The organism is Bradyrhizobium sp. MOS002 (assembly GCF_003020115.1).
Classification (GTDB): Bacteria; Pseudomonadota; Alphaproteobacteria; order Rhizobiales; family Xanthobacteraceae; genus Bradyrhizobium.
Genome location: NZ_PYFX01000003.1, coordinates 155198 through 174504, shown reverse-complemented (window position 1 = coordinate 174504; position 19307 = coordinate 155198). Strand labels below are relative to the sequence as shown.

Genomic DNA, 19307 nt, shown 5'->3' with positions numbered 1-19307 from the left:
ATTTCAATGGCTTGCGCGCCACGCGATCGAATGGCTTTGCGTTGCGCGATGCCGTTGACCCGTCGGGCAAAACACTGGCATGATGGCATCATCGAAGGAGGCCGCGCCCGCTTGGTTGATTGCGCCGGCCCGATGCTCCCCCCGGCTTTGAACGTTCGGAACCCTCATGCGTTAGCTCGGCGCAGGATGGCCGCATGCCGTGCGATCCGGCGCGAGGGTATGCGGAGTTCGGTTCTTGCTCAAGCTGTACAGGTGGCCATCCGACGATTGGCAGAAGATCGGCGGGGAGATGCCGTCCGAGATCATCTGGGCTGATCTTTTGGACGCGACCGCGGAGGAAAAGCAGTTCGTCGAACGATTGCTCGGGATACGCGTCCCGTCCGAGGATTCGCTCAGCGAGATCGAAGCGTCGAGCCGCCTGATCCTCAACAACGGCACGCTCTATCTCAGCTCGCCGGCGGTCCGGCTCAACGAGAACAACGAGGCCGAGATCACGCCGGTGGGATTCGTCATCGGTCCGCACGTGCTGGTGACGGTGCGTTTCGCGCACCTGCCGATCTTCGAGGACATCGGCAAGCGCATCGGTTCCGATGACAGCCTGGAGAACGGCATGTGCGTGTTCACCAGTCTGGTCGAGGCCATGGTCGATCGCGGAGCCGATGTCCTTGAGCATCTCGGCGCGAAGGTCGACAGGCTTTCGCGGGATGTCTTCAAGGGCGGGCTCGTTCGCACCAAGCGGCCGGTCCGCTCCAGCCGCAGGATGCGCGAGGCGCTGGAGAACATCGGGGAACTGGCCGATCGGCTCGCCAAGGCGCGCGATGTCCTGCTTGGCGTCGGCCGCGTCGCCTCGTTTGCCGGCGATGTCGGGAGTGAATGGATCACGGCCGCGTCGAAGAAGCGCCTCGAGGCCGTCTCCAAAGATGTCGCTTCGCTCGGCGATTACGAGACGCGATTGTCGGATAAGATCCAACTTCTGCTCGATGCCGTGCTCGGCTTCATCAACATCCAGCAGAACGAGTTGTTCAAGATCCTGACCATCGTTTCGGTCGTCGGCGTGCCGCCCACGATTCTGGTCGGCATCTGGGGCATGAATTTCAAGCACATGCCGGAGCTGGACTGGACGTTCGGCTATCCGCTGGCCTCGCTCGCCATCATTGCCAGCGGCGTGCTGCCGCTGATCTGGTTCAAGCGGCGCGGCTGGTTCGAATGAAGCCGTGGCGCACCGTTCGAAAACGATGCGCCGCTTTTCGGGCTCAGGCGACCTCGGCGGCGCATTTGCCGATCCAGTCGCGGGCGAGCGTCAAATCGGCCTGTGACAATTGATGGCCCGCCGGCAACACCTTGTGTGCGACCCGCGCTCCGGCTTCCGACAACAGCGAGGCAAGCTTCGCCGAATTGCTCGCCGGAACGATCGGATCAGCCTGCCCTGACAGAAGCAGGACGGGCTTGCCGCCGAGCTCAGCCTTCGGCGGATCCGACAGCGGCACCATGGCGCGGAGCAGGATCGCGCCTGCCAGCGCGTCCGGCTCCAGCAGCAACAGCGCGGCTGCGATGTTGGCGCCGTTGGAGAAGCCGACCGCGACCGGCGCGGCGAGGCCATATCGCTGCCGCGCCTCCGCGACGAAGCCGCCGAGTTCGTGCGCGCGGCGGCGCACGTCGTCCTCGTCGAACACGCCCTCGGCCAGACGGCGGAAGAAACGGGGCATGCCGTGCTCGAGAACGCGGCCGCGCGGCGAGAGCAGGGCAGCGCCGGGCGAGATCATCTTGCCAAGCCCGAGCAGGTCGTTCTCGTCGCCACCCGTGCCGTGCAGCAGCAGGAGCGGAGAGGAGCCCGCGCCGGTCGCGGGCTCGAAACGATGGATGAATGAATTCTCGGTCACGACACCCTCTCTTCCAAATTCGGCAGTACACCCTCGATCTGCTTGCGCTGCGCTTCGAGGAAGCTCGGCAGCTTGAGGTCGCGTCCCAGCGTCGCGACGGGCTCGTCGACGGCGAAGCCGGGGATATCGGTCGCGATCTCGAACAGCACGCCGCCGGGCTCGCGGAAATAGATCGAGCGGAAGTAATTGCGGTCCCGCTGCTCGGTCGGGTGCAGGCCGTGATTGCTCACGAGCTTTTGCGCCATCTTTCCCTGCTCGGCGTCGTCGGCCGCGCGGAAGGCGATGTGATGCACGGAGCCGCCACCTTGGTGCCCGCGCAAGAAGCCCTTGGCCTCGTAGATGTCGACGACGCTGCCTTCGACGTCGCCCTGTGCCTTGAAGCGGATCACCGAGCCTTCGCGCGCCGTCTCCTTGAAGCCGAAGACGTCGGTGAGGACGGCAGCCGTCTTCGCCGCGCTGTCGAGCAGCAAGGTCACGCCGTGGAAGCCGCGGATCGCATGTTCGGCGGGAACGTCGCCATTGCTCCAGCCCGGCTCGCTCTCGGCACCGGGAATGCCGACGAGCGCGAGCGCCATGCCATCAGGGTCTGTGAACGGCAGCACGGACTCGCCAAAGCGCTTCTCCAGCGCCTCGTAAGCGATGCCCTTCTCGACGAAGCGCTGCGTCCAATAGCCGAGCGAGCGTTGCGGCACGCGGAAGGCGGTCTGATGGGTCTCGCCCACGCCGCGGCGCCCGGCCGGCACGCCGGCCCAGGGAAAGAAAGTCAGGATGGTGCCGGGCCGGCCGGTCTCGTCGCCGTAGTAGAAGTGATAGGTGCCGGGATCGTCGAAATTGACCGTCTTCTTGACGAAGCGCAGGCCGAGATCCCGGGTGTAGAAGCCGAAATTCCTGATCGGGTCGCCGGCGATCGCGGTCACGTGGTGCAGTCCAGACATTGTCGTCCTCCAAAGCTCGGGGAGCGGTCTTGCTCTGACCGGAAATATCGTTCCGCTTTGGATTGGAGACAATCCATGCAAATATGACGTCTATGTCTACGATTTGGAAACAATCGCCGGCGCCAGTCCATGGATAAGGTCGCCAGTCTCCGAGCCTTCGTAAAGGTGGTCGAAAGCGGCAGTTTTGCCGAGGCGGGCCGGCAGTTGCGGCTGTCACGCTCGGCGATCAGCAAATACATCGCCGACCTCGAAGAGAGCCTGGGCGTGCAGCTCCTGAACCGGACCACGCGCCATGCGAGCCCGACCGAGAACGGCCAGCGCTATTTCGAGCGCGCGGTCGTGATCCTGTCGGAGATCGAGGCGGCCGACCAGGCCGTGACGCAAGCCCAGTCGGCGCCGCGCGGCCTGTTGCGCGTCAACGCCCCAATGTCGTTCGGCACCCTGCGGCTCGGGCCGGTGCTGGCCGATTTCATGGCGCGATATCCGGAGCTGCAGCTCCAGCTCGTGCTCAGCGACGATCTGCTCGATCCCGTCCAGGACGGTTTTGACGTGACGCTGCGGATCGCGGAATTGGAATCGTCGAGCTTGATCGCGCGAAAGATCATGCCGGTGGCCCGCATGATCTGCGCTTCACCCGATTATCTCGCACGTCACGGCACACCAAGACATCCGCAGGATCTGCGCGGGCACGCCTCGCTGACCTACGGCTTCCTGCTGACGGGCAATCAGTGGAAGCTCACCGGCACCGACGGCGATCACTGGATCCAGCCGGCCTGGTCCCTCTGCGTCAACAATGCCGAAGTGCTGCGTGATGTCGCGGTCAAGGGCAGGGGGCTCGCGCTGCTCCCGGAATTCATCGCCGCCGACGCCTTGAGGAAAGGCGAGCTGCGGACCGTGCTGGACGAGTATTCGGCGCCGCCGCTTGCGCTCTATGCGGTCTATCCGCCGACCCGGCATCTGTCGGTGAAGGTGCGGCTGTTCATCGATTTCCTGGTTGAGCGGTTTGGCCGGGAGGATGAAGCGCCGGGCCGATTAAAATGACCCGCGCGGAAGGACCGAGCCGAGATATGTCGGCTCCGCGCGGCTCGCTGCTCTATTTTTTGGTATCTAGAAATTGGCGTATCGCCTTCACGGTTGCCGCCGGTTGCTCTTCCATCAGCCAATGACCGGCGTCCGGAATGACCAATTCGGTGACGTCAGTCGCGGCGTTTCGCATCACGACGGCCTCCGTCGCACCGAAGGATTTCTCGCCCCCGACGGCCAGCACGGGGATGGTCAACTTGGTCGCGATCGCCTTCTTGTTGTCCTCGGCGTCGTTTCGGATCGACCTGAACTGGGCGAACGCAGCACGCATGGCGCCCGGCCGCGCATAGAGCTCTGCGTAATGACGGCGTGTCGCTTCCGCGATCCTGGAGGGCGTCCCCGCGAAGTCATTCCAGAAGCGGTCGAGGTAGATGCGCTCGCGGCCCTTGACCAGCCGCTCCATGTCGGAGCCTCCGAGATCAAAATGCCAGAGCTGCGGGCTGCGAACGACCTCGTCCCACGGCGGCACCCCGGGGACCGGAGCATCCATGACGATCAGCTTCTCGGTCAGGTCGCGATACCGGGCCGCGTAGGCATAGGCCACCATGGTTCCGATGTCGTGGCCGACGACGGCGGCCTTTTCGATGCCGAGCGCTGCGAGAACGGCCCGCATGTCGGCCGCCTGGGTCCATTTGTCGTAGCCATTGTCGGGCTTGCTCGAGAGGCCCATACCGCGCAGATCGGGCACGACAACGGTGTGGTCGCGCACGAGGTCAGCGCCGAGCTTGACCCACATGTCGCCGGTATCACCAAAGCCGTGGATCAGGATCACGGCAGGCCCCTGGCCGCCGACGCGAACATGAATTTGCGTGCCGTTGGCCGCGATGGTTTTGGTTTTGAAGCTGGACGGGAACTGTTCGACCTCGGCGCGCGCGGCAGGAGCGAGCAGCATGAGAACAATGGCGAGACATTTTGCGCGCACCGGCGCCTCCAATCATCTTGTATTTCAGTCAGTGACCGAACGCTGTTAGGCCGACCGAAGCAGATCGTCCAGCGCGCTGATCGAGGCCTTCCGAAGCGCGGCGATTTCGCGGGCGGCGCTCTGGCATTCGGGCGGGGACATCGTGACTGCCGCCAGCTCGATCTCACGGCAGAATTCGAACAGGCGGACGAGGCCGAGTGCGCTCGCGCCGCTGCCGAGTTGATGCGCGCAGCGCGCCAGCTGCGCGGGATCGCCGGTCACTGCTGCCTTGGCGATGTCCTCGACCAGCTTTTCGCTGGTCTCTTCCAGCAGGTCGTGGAGTTTTGCGATCTGCGCCGCGCCCAGCAGCTCCTTCTGGTCGTCGAGGAAATGCCGGTCGATCAAGGCGCCTGCGGCGAGTTGCGGCGCGGCTGGCTGGTTCTGGGCATCGTCCTCGATCGCTTCGCGCAGCGCGTTGATCAAGATCGGCTTGCTGACGATCCTGGCAATGCCCGCGCCCGCGAGTCGCTCTCGGGCGCGGGGCGACATGTCGGCGGTCACCGCGATGATGCGCGGCATCATAGGCAGACCGAGCTTTCGAATCCGCGATGCCGCCTCGACGCCGTCCATATCGGGCATGTGCAGATCCATCAGGATGATGTCGAAGGCTTGATCGCGGGCGAGTGCGATGGCCGACGCGCCGTTCGTGGCGATGGTGGTGGGGTGGCCGAGCCTCTTCAACATCGCTTCGCCGACCTCGCAATTGACGGGGTCGTCGTCGACCAGCAGCACGCGAAGCTGCCGCGATGGCGGCTGGTCCGCGCCTTGCGCGATGCCGCTCGCGGCGAGGCCAAGCGGGACCTCAAGCATGAACGAGCTGCCCGTGCCCGGCGTGCTCGCCACCGTCAACTCGCCGCGCATCAGGCGGGTCAGGCGCCGCGCGATCGCCAGTCCAAGGCCGGTGCCGCCGAACCGCCGCGCGATGCTGTCGTCGGCCTGGACGAAATCCTCGAAAATCCGCTCGTGCATGTCGGGCGCGATGCCGATGCCGGTATCGTGAACGGTGATGCGCAGCAGGACATGATCGTCATGTGCCTCGGCGGCCGCGCTCAAGCCGATGCCGCCGCGCGGTGTGAACTTGATCGCATTGCCGATCAGATTCAGCAGAATGCGATTGAGCCGCACCGGATCGCCGTGCACGGAGGTATTGACCGTCGCATCGCAGGCGAGATCGAAGGACAGGCCCTTGTGAGAGGCCTGCGGGCGCATCAGGTCGGCCGCCGTTTCGATGAGCTGGTCGAGGCGGAAATCGCGGGTCTCCAGAGTCTCGGCGCTGGCCTCCAGGCGCGCATATTCGAGAATGCCGTCGACCAGCGCGATCAGCGTTTCGCCCGACGCGGCCGCGGTCGTGAGGTGGCGCCGCTGCGCTTCGCCGAGGCTGCCGTCGTCGAGCAGTTGCAGCACGCCCATGACGCCGTTCAGCGGCGTGCGCAGCTCGTGGCTGACGACCGCGAGAAAGCGCGATTTGGTCTCGTTGGCCGCGACCGCCGCGCTGCGCGCGCGCTCGGCCGCATCGTGCTCGGCAAGGGCCTGGTCGCGGGTCTTTTCAAGCTCGGAGGTGCGCTCGATCACCTTGCGCTCGAGCGTCGCATAGGATTCGCGCAAGTGAGCGGCCATCCGGTTGAACTGATCGCCGAGCGCCTCCAGCTCGTCACCGGTCTTGATCGCGAGCCGCAGGCCGAGGTCGCCGCTGCCGATCCGACGCGCGCCCTGCGTCAGGATCTGGATCGGCACGGTCATGCGCCGGCTCAGAAAGAGAGAGACCAGCACCGCACAGGCCAGCAGGATGACCAGGAGAAAAGTCGAGCGTCCGATCGACGCGTAGATCGGTGCGTAGGCTTCGGTGAGCGGCAGCTCGACGAACACCAACCAGCCCAGCGAGGGGACCGTCGCGTAGGTCGACAGCACGCGTTGACCGGACAGATCCTCCTTGACCAGACCGCCCGAGGGCGGCCCGACGCCATCGAGCGCGGCCCGGACGTCCGGATGGCCGGAGAGATCGCTGCGACGCAACGCCGGCCACAAATCGGGATGCGCGATCAACAGCCCCATCCGGTCGACTACATAGGCCTTGCCGGTGTTGCCGACCCTGATCCCGGCGACGAGGTCCCAGATGAAGCGAAGATTGACCTCGGCGACAATCACATCGGGCGCGAGGCCAGTTCCGCGCGTGGCGAGCGTCATGAACGGCTCGGTGTCACCGAGGAAGTAGACCGGTCCGTAATAGGCGCGGCTTTCGTTAGCGCCGCGGAAGGCCTGCGAAGCGGAGAGGTCGGCCTTGCTGCCGATCCTGTCCGCGACGCGGCGCGACACGCGCACCTGCTCGCGGCCGCGGGCGTCGAGCTCGGCGATTTCCGCGATCGCGGGCGAGAGGCGCAGGAGGCGGATGGCGTTCAGACGCTGGTCCTCGTTCGTGGACAGCTCCGGGGGCAGGCGCGAAAGCCATCTGATCTGGTTTTCGATCTGGCCAATGAACTGGCCGATCTGGATGGCGGCGCTTGCTGCCTGCTCGCGCTGGGTCGCCGCAAGGAGCTGCTTCTGCTCGCGATAGGAGAACCAGACGTCGAAGCCGGTGTTGATGGCGAGCGCGGCAAAAGCGAGCGCGACGATCGAGTAGAGGTATTTGCGGAACAGCCGGCCGGGAGGTGGCCGCAAATCTCCCTGGTCGATCGTCTCGTTCACTCGCGGATCTCGTCGGCCCGCGCGAGCAGCGTGAATGGTATCGTCAAATCCAGCGCGCGGGCGACCGTGCGGTTGATCAGGAGCTCGTATTTCCGCGGCGATTGCACCGGCAGATCGCCGGCCTTGGTGCCGCGCAGGATGAGATCGACATAGTCGGCCGAGCGCACTTCGAGCGTCGGCCCATAGCTCATCAGACCGCCCGCATCCATGAAGTAATGGAACGGGTAAATCGTAGGGATGCGATATTTGGCCGCCGCCGCCACCGCAGCCTGCCGGTGGACCACGAGGAAGCTGTCGACCAGCGCAATCATCGCCGCCCTGGGCGGTTCGGAAAAAGGCCTGACAGCTTCGTCGATCTCCGTCGGCGCGCTGACGGGAGCGGGGACCACGGACACGCCGGACAGCGCGGCCTCTTGCTCGATGGAATCGAGGAAGAAGCGGCCGCCGCGAGGTGTGGTTGCCGGGTTGAACAGAATGCCGACGCGCGCGAGATCCGGCACGGCCTCCCGGATGAGCTGAAGCCATTTGCCGCCCATCTCGGCGGTGCTGTTGGTGAAGCCGGTCACGTTGCCGCCGGGATGAGCAAGGCTTTCGACGAAGCCGTTGCCGACGGGATCGTTGGCGGTCGCGAACACGATCGGGATGGTCTTGGTGGCTTCCAGGACGGCCGCGGTTTCGACCGTCGAGCCGGTCAGGATCACGTCCGGCTTGAGCGCCAGCAATTCCTGAACCGCGGTTTTCAGCTTATCCGGCGCGCCGAAGGTCGAACGGAGCTCGAGGCGGAAATTGACGCCTTCGACCCAGCCTCGCTGCCTCAAGCCCACGATGAGGCCACCCAGGCGGGAGGTCGGGCTGTCGATCATGCTCCTTCTGGTCAGTTCGTCGTCGAGCGGCAACGCCGTCAGCGATGCCACGACCCGCACGCGATCAGATGTTGCGCCGAGCGCCAGCCACCCCGCGGCGGTTGTGCTCGCAAGGCGAATGAACCCGCGGCGATCCACCGCGAGAGCGGAAGGCCGTTCGGTCATGACATTCTTTGCATGTGGCTTGCCCCAAGCGGATGCTTAGCGCGAACAGCCGGCATCCACAATTGATGAAAAATCGCGTTTGTGACTGCTCATTCGCAGCGTTTGGCAGCCCGATACCGTATTCCTACGCCGCCAAAGAGTCGCTGTTTCGAACCTTGTCTCCTCCGTGACACCTTGTAACGCCCTGCGGCGTTGCAACATTTTCCGTCTCGGTCGTGATGACGGTTCGGGGAGGCCGATTTCGCAGCTGCCGATTTTTGAAGCGTTGTTTCAAATTTTTTCGAAGGTTTTCGATGCGCAAAATCTATCTCGTTCCGGCCCTCATTGGCCTGCTCACCTCTGTTGCAGCGGGACCCCTTGCGGCCCAGGGCGCCGTACCGAAGCAGAAAGCTGCGCCGGCCCCGAGAGCCGCCGGGGCCGCTCCCGCAGCAGCCGGTACGCCGGTCGCTGCCGGCGCGACGTCGGCAGCCGCCGCCGAGACATCGGCCCCGGACGACAAGTCCAAGGCGATCGACTCCAAGGCGATCGACGGCTTCCGCTCGGCCAAGTTCGGCATGAACGAGGCCGACGTGCGCGTGGCGATAGCCAAGGATTTCGGCGCAAAGCCCGACGCCGTCCGGGCGCAGGACAATGCCTCCGAGCTGACGCACAGCCTGCTCTATTCGGCGCCCGAGCTGCCGCCGAACGGCGGCACCGCCGAACTCTCCTACGTGTTCGGTTACAAGTCGAAATCTCTGATCCAGGTCGGGGCGGTCTGGTCGAAGGCCACCGACACGGCGATCACGCCGGAGAAGCTGTTCTCCAACGCCAACATCCTGCGCGCCCATTTCCTCAGCGAGGGCTTCAAGCCCGATTCCATCGCGGTCAACATGCCCGTCAACGGCGGCATCGTGATGTTCCGCGGCAGCGACGCCAAGGATCGCTCGGTCATCCTGCTTCTGCAGGGCACGTTCGAGAACAAGGACAACAACCAGCGAGTGCTGACGCCGACCAGCTTGCTGCTGTTCTACGTGGCCGACGCCAAGAGCCCCGACATCTTCAAGCTGCCGCCCGGCCAGTTCTGATGGCGCGCTCCCCCGACATTCTCCCACCCGGTTGTGGATCGGCCCCAGTGCCGATGAAGAGGATCTGAAATGCGCCGACCATCTGCAAGGCGAGACAATGACGAGCTGACGCTGCGGGGGCTTGCGCGTTTCCGTTCGATGTCACTGCTCTGCGCGATGCAGATGGTCTTCCTGCCCGTGTTCAGCGTTCGCCTGCAGGCGCAGCCGGCGAACGTGATCACGCCGGACGGCCGCACCGGGACCAGCCTTCAGACCTCCGGCAGCGTCACCAACGTCACGACGTCGACCGTCTCCGGCACCAGTGCCTTCAACTCGTTCTCGCAGTTCAGCGTCGGGCAGGGCAACACCGTCAATCTGCAGCTGCCGACCGGCACGCAAAATCTCGTCAACATCGTTCGCGACGCTCCGGTCTACATCAACGGCACACTGAACTCCTACATGAACGGGGCGATCGGCGGTAACGTCTATTTTGCCGATCCCAAGGGTTTCGTGGTCGGCCGCAGCGGCACGGTCAATGTCGGCAGCCTCAACGTCTCGACGCCGACGCGCGAGTTCACCGACAGCCTGATCGGCGCGCAGGGGCAGATCAACGGTTCGGCCGTCGCCAATCTGATGGCGGGCTCGTTCCCGGTCTCGCCGGACGGCAACATCCGGATCTACGGCCGGGTCAATGCCATCGACGGCGTGCGCCTGACCGGGCAGAACGTCCTTGTCGGTGGTGCCAGCCAGCGCGACATCGCCAATCTCGATCACGCCGCGAAGTTCGCAGCCTCGGTCAATTCCAAGGGGCTGCGGAGCGCTGCCGCGATTTCCGTGCGCAATGGCTCCATTCACATCGGCGCGGTCAACAACGCCAGCGTCAACGGTCGGCTCACCGCGCGCAGCAAAACCACCACGCCAAGCAACATCACGGTCGTGGCCGGCAACCAAGCCGAACTCGGCAAGAATGCGCGGTTGAGCACGGCGAGCAGGACTGCGGATGCCGGCGGCGTCCTCGTCAAGGCCGGCAACGACGTGACGGTGAAGACCGGCGCGAAGATCGATGCCAGCTCGAAAATTGGCAATGCGGGCCTGGTCGAGCTGAGCGGAAACGGCGTCATCGACGTCGGCAGCGGCGTTACGATCAACCTTGCCGCACCGAACGGCCGGGCCGGCACGCTGCTGATCGACCCGACCGATGTGGTGATCGGCGATGCCAGCCAGGGCGACGTCGGCGTAACCCTCGGGAACACGTCCGTCGCCAACGCCATTGCGGCGCTCAGCGCTGGCGGCACCTATCTGGTTCAGGCCGACAATTCGGTCACGCTGGCCGCGCATGCGGTGATCGATGCCCGCAACCTCGACGCCACCAAGACCCATTCCGTCAGTAACGCCATCAATGTCGAGATCGATGCGCCGACCATCAGCATCGTCAACGGAGCGAAGATTCTCGCCCAGGCGATCAATGTTGGTGGAACGAATTACGCTAGCGGCAGTGTCACGCTGACCGCGACGGCGACTGATACCAAGCTGTCGGGCCAGGCCACCGCGACCACAGCAATCACGATCGACGGCCAGATAACGGGCGGCGACATCTCGATCGGCGCGACCTCGACGGCGATATCGAGCTTCACGAGCTCGGTCCCCGGCCTCTTCACGCTGGTCGGCACCACGCTCGCGGCCTCGCTGCTCGGCCTCAACGGCGGCTATGTGGCCGCGAGTGCCACGGCTACGGTGAACATCAACGGCCACGCCAACATCAACGGCGCCGGCAATGTCGACATCAAGTCGCACGGCTCGGAAACGGCGCAGGATCCGGCGCTGGCGAGCACCTTGCTCGGCGGCTCGCCGATCGGCGCCGCCGCCGTCGTCGGCAAGCTCGACGGCAACGTCACCACCAACGTGGCCTCCGGCGCCACGATCAGCGCGGGCGGCAACCTCAACATCCACGCCATCAATGACGCCACGCTGAACGTGACTGCGGTCGCGGCGACATCCAGCGCGCAATTCGTCGCGACCGTTGCCTATTCCACCGGCTCGGTCTCGACCACGGCCAATGTCGCGACCGGCGCGAACCTTTCCGTCGGCAACGTGATTGCATCCGGCAACGCACTGACGGTGCGTGCGATCAACAACAACTCGTTCGCGACCAGTGCCACCGCGGTCGCGCTGAGCACGCCGAACGCGAGCGGCGGCATCGGCGGGGCGCTCGCCATCAGCGACGTCACCACGTCCGCCATCGCAAAGCTCGGCGCGTCACTGGGTACCAGCACGTCGTCCCGGATGAACGGCTCCGTGATGGTCGAGGCGACGTCGAACACCACGAGCAACTCGACCATGGCCTCGACCATCGTCGGCACGCCGGCCGTGGTCGGCGCGATCCAGGATTTCATGGTCTCCACGGCGAGCCCGGGCTCGATCATCGCCCAGCATATGATCCCGCTGATGCCGGTGAATTTCAATCTGAAGGCCGCCGCCGCGCTGTCGCTGGCCAACAGCACCGAAAACGCCATTGCGTCGATCGGCCAGAATCCGAGCGGCGGCGCACCGAACCTCTATGTCAGTGGCAACGTCGCCGTCGTCAGCACCCTCGTCGACCGAGGCGTGCGCAGCAACGCCACGGCTTCCGCGATCGCCTCGGACCCCACGAGCGGCGAGGGCGTTGCGATCAGCGCCGCGGTCGCATGGGGCAATTTCAATCACAATTCGAACGCCTATGTCGGCGGCGGCACCGTGATCAATGCGGCCAACATCGCCGTCGACGCCAGCACCTGGATGCCGATCACCAATACCTGGCTGAAGTGGGACGGATTGACCGAGGTTCTCAGTCACCTCAACGGCAATCTCGGCGTCGGCGGCAACATCCTGACCAGCTATGCCAACGCCACGGCCGACGCGGGCGATACCGCCGCCGTCGCCGGCTCGGTGAACCATTTCGTCGTGAACAACGATACGACGGCCTGGGTGGCCGGCAGCGCCAGCCTGACCGCGACATGCACGACGGCTTGCGGCAGCAGCTGGTCGGCGACGGTGAACAACGGCGACGTCCACACCTACGACGCCAGCATCCAGATCGCGGCGACGACGACGACGGCGTCGATCGACGCCGCCGGCAATGTCGGTACGCTCGGCTTCCTGCCGGGCAACACGTCGGGCGGCTCCTCGGTGGGCGGCTCGCTCAATTTCGTCCAGTTCAACACCAGCACGATCGCGGGCGTTTCGGACGGTGCGTCGCTGCGGGCGGCGGACGACATCGCCGTCAACGCGATCACCTCGGACCAGTTCGTCGCGGTCGCGCCGTCGTCCGGAAAGGCCGGCGGTGCGCTGGCGCTGAACGGCATCACCTCGCTCGGCTTCCTCAACAACACGACGCACGCCTCGATCTCCAGCCAGGCCAGCGTCTTTGCGCCGACGCTCAACATCCTGGCGCAACAGGACCTGTCGGTCGTGACGATCGCGGGCGCGGTCAATGTCGGCGGCGGTTCCGCGGTTGGATTGTCCGTTGCCTATCTGGGCGCGAATATGGATACGTCCGCCTATATCGGCGACAACCATTCCGACATCCGGCCGGGGCCGTTCAGCAGCAATGATCCGTTTGCCGGTAACAGCGGCGGAAGCGGCTTCGTCAACGCCGACAACCTCACGATCAGCGCCACCACCTCCGGCCGGATCACGTCCGCGGCCGTCGCGGCTTCGATTAGCGAGCCGTCATTGTCCAGCTTCGCCGACAAGGCGAACGCCGCCGGTGCCGCCGCGACCGGCGGGCCGGCCGGGATTGCGCTGGCTGCAAACAAGATCAGCTCGGGCTCGGGATCGAGCACGAGCGGCTTCACCATGGACCTTGCTGGCAGTTCGTCCGTGAGCGACGTCTCTCTCGGAACCAGCGCCTATATAAAGAACACGTCGGTCAACAAGTTCACCGCGGCGGGCGGGGTGAACACGAATACGATCGTGCAGGCGCTCAACGACACGATCCTCAGCAACGGCTCCGGCTCCGCCGCAGCCAACATGTCGGGCGGGTCGTCTCAGGGCGCCGCGATCGGCGCCGCCATCGCGGCGGCGATGTCCAACAATGCCACGCTCGCCTACATCTCCGACACCACGATGCAGAACCAGAAGTCTGTGACGGTGCAGGCGCTCAATGGCGGGTCGGAAACCGTCGTCGCCCTCGGCGTGGCCGGCGGAACGTCAGCCAATGCGCTCGCGCTGTCGGGATCTGTCGGCATCGTCACCGACAGTGCCAATGCCTATATCGAGAACTCGACGATCACGGGCTTCGCGACGGGGACCAATCGCGCGATCGAGGTCGATGCCTATCAGACCACGAACATCGCAATCGGCGGCGGTTCGCTCTATCTGTCTGGCGGCAAGGCCGGTGTCGGCATCGCGCTGACCTATGCGTCGATTGCCGATCCCTCGGGCGGCAACGCCACTGACGCGCATATCCGCAACACGTCGATCTCGAACTATGACAGCCTGCTGGTGCTGGCCGACAGCGCCAGCGTGATTGCGGCCGGTGCGGCCTCGGGCGGGGCAGGGAGCAACGCCAACGGACTTGCTGGGGCAATCGTCGTCGACGAGATTACGCCCACGACCACGGCCTATATCAGCAGCAGCGCGACGGTGAACATCAATGTCGGGCGCGTGACGGTGCTGGCGGACAGTGGCGCTGTGTCGGACCTAGATACGGCGCTCGGCAATCTCGTCAAGAAGTCGAACAGCGGTCATCTCGCATCGGACACGTGCACGGCCGCCGCCGGCAACGGTACGCAGAACTGTATCGATTTCAGCGCGGCGGCGCTCAACGGCGGCACGGGTAACGGTCCGGGCGCCGGCATCATCTCCGTTGCGGGCACCATCCAGGCCGGCAAGAACAATGTCGGCGCCTCCATGGTGTACGATACCATCGCGACGACGCATTCGGCCTATATCGCCAACGTCCGGATGTCGGCCCTTGGCACTGTCAGCGTGAATGCGGTCGACACCACGAAGATCCAGTCGGTCACGATCGGATTCGGCCTGTCGAGCGGCCAGTTTGCCGGCGTTGGCGGCATGACGATCAGCTCGATCGCCAATAATGTTTCGGCGGCTATCGGCAACAACCTGTCCGACACGACGCAATCGACCGTCACGGCCTCCAACATCTCGGTCACCGCGACGGAGAATTCCAGCATCACCGGAGCAGCCGCCGTCGCTGGCGCCTCGACGCAAGGCAGCGCCGCGGGCCTGGCACTCGTCTACAGCAGCATCGCCAATAATGTCAGCGCCGGCGTCACCGGCTCCAAGCTGACCGCATCGGGCAGCGTTGCCGTCAACGCCAACTCGAACGCCAGCATCTCGACGGTTGCCGTCGGTATTGCGATTTCGTCGCAGATCGGGCTTGCAGGTTCGGTCGCCACCAACCTGATGGGAACCAACGTTACCGCCAGTATCACCGGCGGGGCCGACGTCACCGCGAACAACAACGTTGCCGTGATTGCCGGCAATAATGACAAAGCAGGGGTTTTCGCCGGCGCCGTGTCCATCAGCAAAGGCGCAGCCGGCGGCGCGGGCTCGATGGTCACGAACAAGATCACGGGCACCACCGCGGCCTATATCAGCGGGACGACGACGAAAGTGGATGCGCTCGGAACCAGCACGAGCGACGTGCTCTCGGTCAACAGCGGCACGCTCGCGCACGCGATCGATCTCGGCGGCTTCAGCGCACCCAGCGACACCACGCCCGATCTGAGCGAGACCCAGGAGAGTGTACGCGGCCTCGCCGTCGTCGCCAGCTCGCACCAGGCCGTCGTCACCAACGTCGCCACCTTGTCTGCGGGCTCGGGCATCTCCATCATGATCAATCCGATCACCAATGTGATGAGCGGATCCACCAAGGCCTATATCGACGGCGCGGCGATCGACACGCGGCTGGCAAGTTCGACCCTGGACCCGCAGATCGACGTGGCCGCCAGCAGCTTCTCCTATTCGGGCGCGTTCGGCGCTGGCGTGGTGCCGCCAACCGGGAGCGGGGGCGGCGGCGCGACCATTCTCAGCACGACGATGTCGCGTGACACCGAGGCCTACATCACCAATGCGACCGTTGGCGGCGTACAGTCGGCGAGCGCAACGGTGGGCGCCGTCACCGTGAAAGCCAATGCCGAGCAGGACGCGTCATCGATCGCGGTCGGTTTCGGCACCGGCTCGGTCGGGTTGAACGTCTTCGTCGCAACCACCGAGGCCTATGTCGACGGCGGCTCCCTCACGGCGTCGTCGCTCACGGTCAATGCCTACGACGCCACCGGGATCGCGTCGGCGAACGGCTCGGGCGCCTATGGCAGCCAGGCCGCGATCGGGGCGGCGTTCCTGGTTCAGGTCTCGGCGAACCGGACCGAGGCCTATGTCGGCGACGAGTTCCACTACCAGGGCAACGGCGCGGCGCATACCACCGCGGTCAATCTGAGCGGTGCGCTCGACGTCCAGGCGACGACGAAAAACCGCTTCCAGGCTTATTCGATCGGCGGGGCGCTTTCGACCGGCACGGCGGCGATCGCCGGCATGGCCAACATCGAGATCGCCAACAACACCACCATCGCGGGCGTCTACGATACCACGCTGCAGTCGCCCACGGGCGGCGCGGCCGGCACGGTGACCATCAACGCCACCGAGGACGTCGCGATCAAGGAGATTGCCGGCGCACTCTCGATTGCCGCCAGCGGGTCCGGCGTCGGCGTTGGCGCTGCGGCCAACGTCATCGTCTTCAAGAGCCAGACCATTGCGGAAAGCCGCAACAGCAATTTGAATTCTTCCGGCGCGATCAATGTCGGAGCGATCAGCACCAAGGAAGTCTTGTCTTACGCCGTCACCGCGGGCATCGGCGGCAGCGTCGGCATCGGTGCGACCGTCGGCGTCATCATCATCGGCACCAACACCGCCGACCCGGATACGCAGGGCGAGCAAACCGGCCAGCTCAATCAGGGCAACAACGGCACCATCGCGTCGGTGAACGCGGGCACCAATTCCTCGCACGGCAGCGACGCGGTCGCGAGCGGCACATCGGGCAATCCGAGCAACGCCAACGCAACCTCGACCTACGACGTCAGCACCGTGCTGACCGGCGGCAATGACGGCGTCACCGCCCAGATCGCGGGCGGCAATGTCACCGGCACGCAGGTCAACGTCGCCGCCACCAGCGCCAACGCGACCAAGATGTTCCTGCTCGGCGCCGGCTTTGGCAAGAATGTCGGGATCGGTGCCGGCATCGGCTACACCAGCGTCAACAGCAGCGTGCTCGCCAATCTGAGCGCGATCGTTGCGGCGCCTTCCGTGACGGTCGCCGCGCGGGTCAAGGACGCCGACACCGGACCTTATTCGGGCAAGACCGTCGACAGCGAGGCGATCGCCGGCGGTGCAGCGCTCTACTTAGGCGCGGATGCCGCCGTGGCGGTTGGCAACGTCGCCAACACCGTCACGGCGCAGCTCGGCGGTTCCGTGACCGGCACGGGCGGCACCGGCGTCGCCGTCATGGCGATGGACAGCTCGACCCAGAGCGTGACCGCGGGCGGCGGCACCGGTGGCCTTGCGGCCATCGGGGTGTCGATCGCCACTACGGGACGATCCAGCTCAGTCGCGGCAAAGGTGCTGTCGAACGCGACGGTGAACAGCTCAACCCTTGCGGTTGGCGCAGCCGAGGCCGGCGCAATGTCGGCCTCCGCGACCGCGGTCGCCGGCGGCATCGTCGCCGGTGACGGCGCAGTCGCCACCGCGAAGGAAAATTCCACTGTTCTGGCCGAGATCGGGTCCAGCGCCTCGATCACCACCTCCGCGGCCGGCGTCGGCACGCTGGTGTCGGCATCGCTCACCCCCAATCTTTCGAGCGAAGCGATCGGCGTCGCGGTCGGCGGCGGCGCCATCGGCGTGTCGGTCGCGGAATCCATGGTGACGGCTACCGTCACGGCCGATGTCGGCGACAACACCAGCTTCTCCGGCGGTGCGCTCGCCGTGACCGCGATGGCGCTGGTTCCGACGAGCGGCACGACAACCTACGCCTGGTCGCTCGCGGGCGGCGGCGGTTCGCTGATCGGCGCACAAGGCAGCTACGCGAGAGCGTCCGAGAATGCGACGGTGAGCGCGTATGGCGGCACCGGGATTACGCTTCCCAACGCCGACGTGGTCATCACGGCCCAGAACGACAGCAGCCAATACGCCCAGGCGACCGGCCTTTCGACCGGCTTCCTGGCAGTGGGTGCGACGGTTGCCCAGGCGTCGTCGAGCGCGCACACCTACGCCTATCTGGGCGCGCCTGACGATATGGACGCGACCCATCTGAATCACACCGACTACACCGGGATCCTCCAGATCACGGCGACCGGCAAGGATATCAACGTCTCCAACGCGACGGTTGGCGCGGGTGGCACTTATGCCGGCGCTGCCGCGGTCGCGACGACCAGCTCGACCGCCGTGACCAATGCGCGGTTCGACGGCGGCGCAACGGATGACACGCTCTTCTTCGGCGGCCTCAACATCCAGGCCAAGCACACCACGAACTATGCCGCCAGCGGCGATGCCTACCAGGCGTCCACGGCCGGCGTCTCCGGAGGCAGCGCGCAGAACGACGTCAACGCGACCACCACCGTCGACATTGGACCTCATCTGATCATCAACTCGGCGGGCGGCGACATGGTCGTCATCGCCAACGACATCGTCAACCAGGCCGGTGGCGGCGCGCGGTCGGGCTCCGGTGGTGTGTTCGCGGGTGCTGCGGCACTGAGCAACACGCATGTCACCCAGACCGTCACCACCAACATCGGCGCCGGGACGGTGCTGAGCCTCAACGGCGATCCGCGGACATCGGCGGCGGTGATCAACATCGAGGCCTACAACACGCTCAATACCAACGACACGGCGAGCCTGGCCACGGCCGCCTTCTTCGCCGGCGGCGGCGCCGAATCCAACATGACGGCGAACGCCACGCTCGCGGTCAACATCAATGCCCGCGAACTCTTCAGCGCCGGCAAGATCTATATCGGCACGGCTGCGAAGATGGCGGCGTCCAACAACGCCAATGCCAGTCTCTATGGCGCGATCGCCGGCGTCGGCGCCAGCACCAACAGCTGGGTACACGCCAACCAGGCCGTCAACGTCGGCAACAACGCCAAGGTCGAGGCCTGGGGCCAGATCAACATCTTTGCCGGCATGTCGGGCGATACCATCATCTTCAGCAGCGTGCAGGCGACCGCGACGACGGTCGTCTACAACAACACCGCCATTCCGATCTCCACGCTTTACCGCGGCACGGCCAACGCCGACGACACCACGAGCCTGACGCTCGCCAACACCTCGAGCGGCTCGGCGTCCAGAACATTTCCCTGGGAGCGACCCAGGGTCAGGTCACGGCCTCCGGCAACGGCAGCAACTACAATCCGTATCTGGACATCTTCAGCGCCAAGAACAGCGACAATCACAGCCACACCAGCGGAACCGGCGATGTCGCGCTCAACGGCCTGGTGGTCGCTGGCATCAACAACGATATCACCATTACGATCGACATCGGTGCGGGCGCGCCGACCGCGAGCACGACAAGTCCTTACTCGTCACTGCTGTCCGGCGGTTCGTCGACACCCACGCTCGAATATGTCGCCGACGTCGATCACTTCAACCCGATGATGAGCTGGAACCACCAGGTGGTCCAGTACACCATCGTCGGCGGCTTCAAT

9 protein-coding genes are annotated in these 19307 nt (G+C 65.3%); 4 read left to right on the top strand and 5 right to left on the bottom strand.

Going from position 1 to position 19307, the window contains the following annotated elements:
• Positions 1-235: 235 nt before the first annotated feature.
• A complete protein-coding gene (locus C7G41_RS09585; RefSeq protein ID WP_106942342.1) occupies positions 236-1210 on the top strand; it encodes a magnesium transporter CorA family protein in 975 nt (324 codons plus the stop codon).
• Between the two features lie 43 nt (positions 1211-1253).
• Here C7G41_RS09585 and C7G41_RS09580 read toward each other — a convergent pair whose 3' ends face one another.
• Positions 1254-1880 carry an alpha/beta hydrolase gene (locus C7G41_RS09580; protein WP_106942341.1) on the bottom strand — a complete coding sequence of 209 codons (627 nt, stop codon included), beginning with the start codon at positions 1878-1880 and terminating at the stop codon, positions 1254-1256.
• Positions 1877-2815, bottom strand: coding sequence for a ring-cleaving dioxygenase (locus C7G41_RS09575; RefSeq protein WP_106942340.1), 939 nt, complete (start codon positions 2813-2815; stop codon positions 1877-1879). The genes C7G41_RS09580 and C7G41_RS09575 overlap by 4 nt, the downstream gene beginning before the upstream one ends.
• 129 nt (positions 2816-2944) lie before the next feature.
• On the opposite strand from C7G41_RS09575, the gene C7G41_RS09570 reads away from it, so the two are divergent.
• Complete coding sequence (locus C7G41_RS09570) at positions 2945-3856, top strand: LysR family transcriptional regulator (RefSeq protein WP_106942339.1); 912 nt, start codon at positions 2945-2947, stop codon at positions 3854-3856.
• Positions 3857-3908: 52 nt separating this feature from the next.
• On the opposite strand, the gene C7G41_RS09565 is transcribed toward C7G41_RS09570, so the two are convergent.
• From C7G41_RS09565 to C7G41_RS09555, 3 genes are all read right to left on the bottom strand, one after another.
• Positions 3909-4790 (bottom strand): alpha/beta fold hydrolase, encoded by an 882-nt coding sequence (locus C7G41_RS09565; protein ID WP_106942338.1) that lies wholly within the window; start codon positions 4788-4790, stop codon positions 3909-3911.
• 75 nt (positions 4791-4865) lie between these two features.
• Positions 4866-7541: a hybrid sensor histidine kinase/response regulator gene (locus tag C7G41_RS09560; RefSeq protein ID WP_106942337.1), complete on the bottom strand. Its 2676-nt coding sequence runs from the start codon at positions 7539-7541 to the stop codon at positions 4866-4868.
• Positions 7538-8569: an ABC transporter substrate-binding protein gene (locus C7G41_RS09555; RefSeq protein WP_106942336.1), complete on the bottom strand. Its 1032-nt coding sequence runs from the start codon at positions 8567-8569 to the stop codon at positions 7538-7540. The genes C7G41_RS09560 and C7G41_RS09555 overlap by 4 nt, the downstream gene beginning before the upstream one ends.
• Positions 8570-8862: 293 nt before the next feature.
• Between C7G41_RS09555 and C7G41_RS09550 the strand changes: the two genes are divergently transcribed.
• Both C7G41_RS09550 and C7G41_RS38225 read left to right on the top strand, forming a co-directional pair.
• Positions 8863-9633, top strand: a complete 771-nt coding sequence (locus tag C7G41_RS09550) for a hypothetical protein (protein ID WP_106942335.1) — start codon at positions 8863-8865, stop codon at positions 9631-9633.
• 69 nt (positions 9634-9702) lie between these two features.
• Entirely contained in the window at positions 9703-19257 is a 9555-nt protein-coding gene (locus tag C7G41_RS38225) for a leukotoxin LktA family filamentous adhesin (RefSeq protein ID WP_245446495.1), read from the top strand.
• The last annotated feature ends 50 nt before the right edge of the window (positions 19258-19307 follow it).

Bases quoted from the DNA above. Each gene is read 5' to 3' on its own strand.
- C7G41_RS09575 (WP_106942340.1), bottom strand. From the start codon at position 2,815: ATGTCTGGACTGCACCACGTGACCGCGATCGCCGGCGACCCGATCAGG.
- C7G41_RS09570 (WP_106942339.1), top strand. From the start codon at position 2,945: ATGGATAAGGTCGCCAGTCTCCGAGCCTTCGTAAAGGTGGTCGAAAGC.
- C7G41_RS09565 (WP_106942338.1), bottom strand. From the start codon at position 4,790: ATGCTGCTCGCTCCTGCCGCGCGCGCCGAGGTCGAACAGTTCCCGTCC.
- C7G41_RS09555 (WP_106942336.1), bottom strand. From the start codon at position 8,569: ATGACCGAACGGCCTTCCGCTCTCGCGGTGGATCGCCGCGGGTTCATT.
- C7G41_RS09550 (WP_106942335.1), top strand. From the start codon at position 8,863: ATGCGCAAAATCTATCTCGTTCCGGCCCTCATTGGCCTGCTCACCTCT.
- C7G41_RS38225 (WP_245446495.1), top strand. From the start codon at position 9,703: ATGCGCCGACCATCTGCAAGGCGAGACAATGACGAGCTGACGCTGCGG.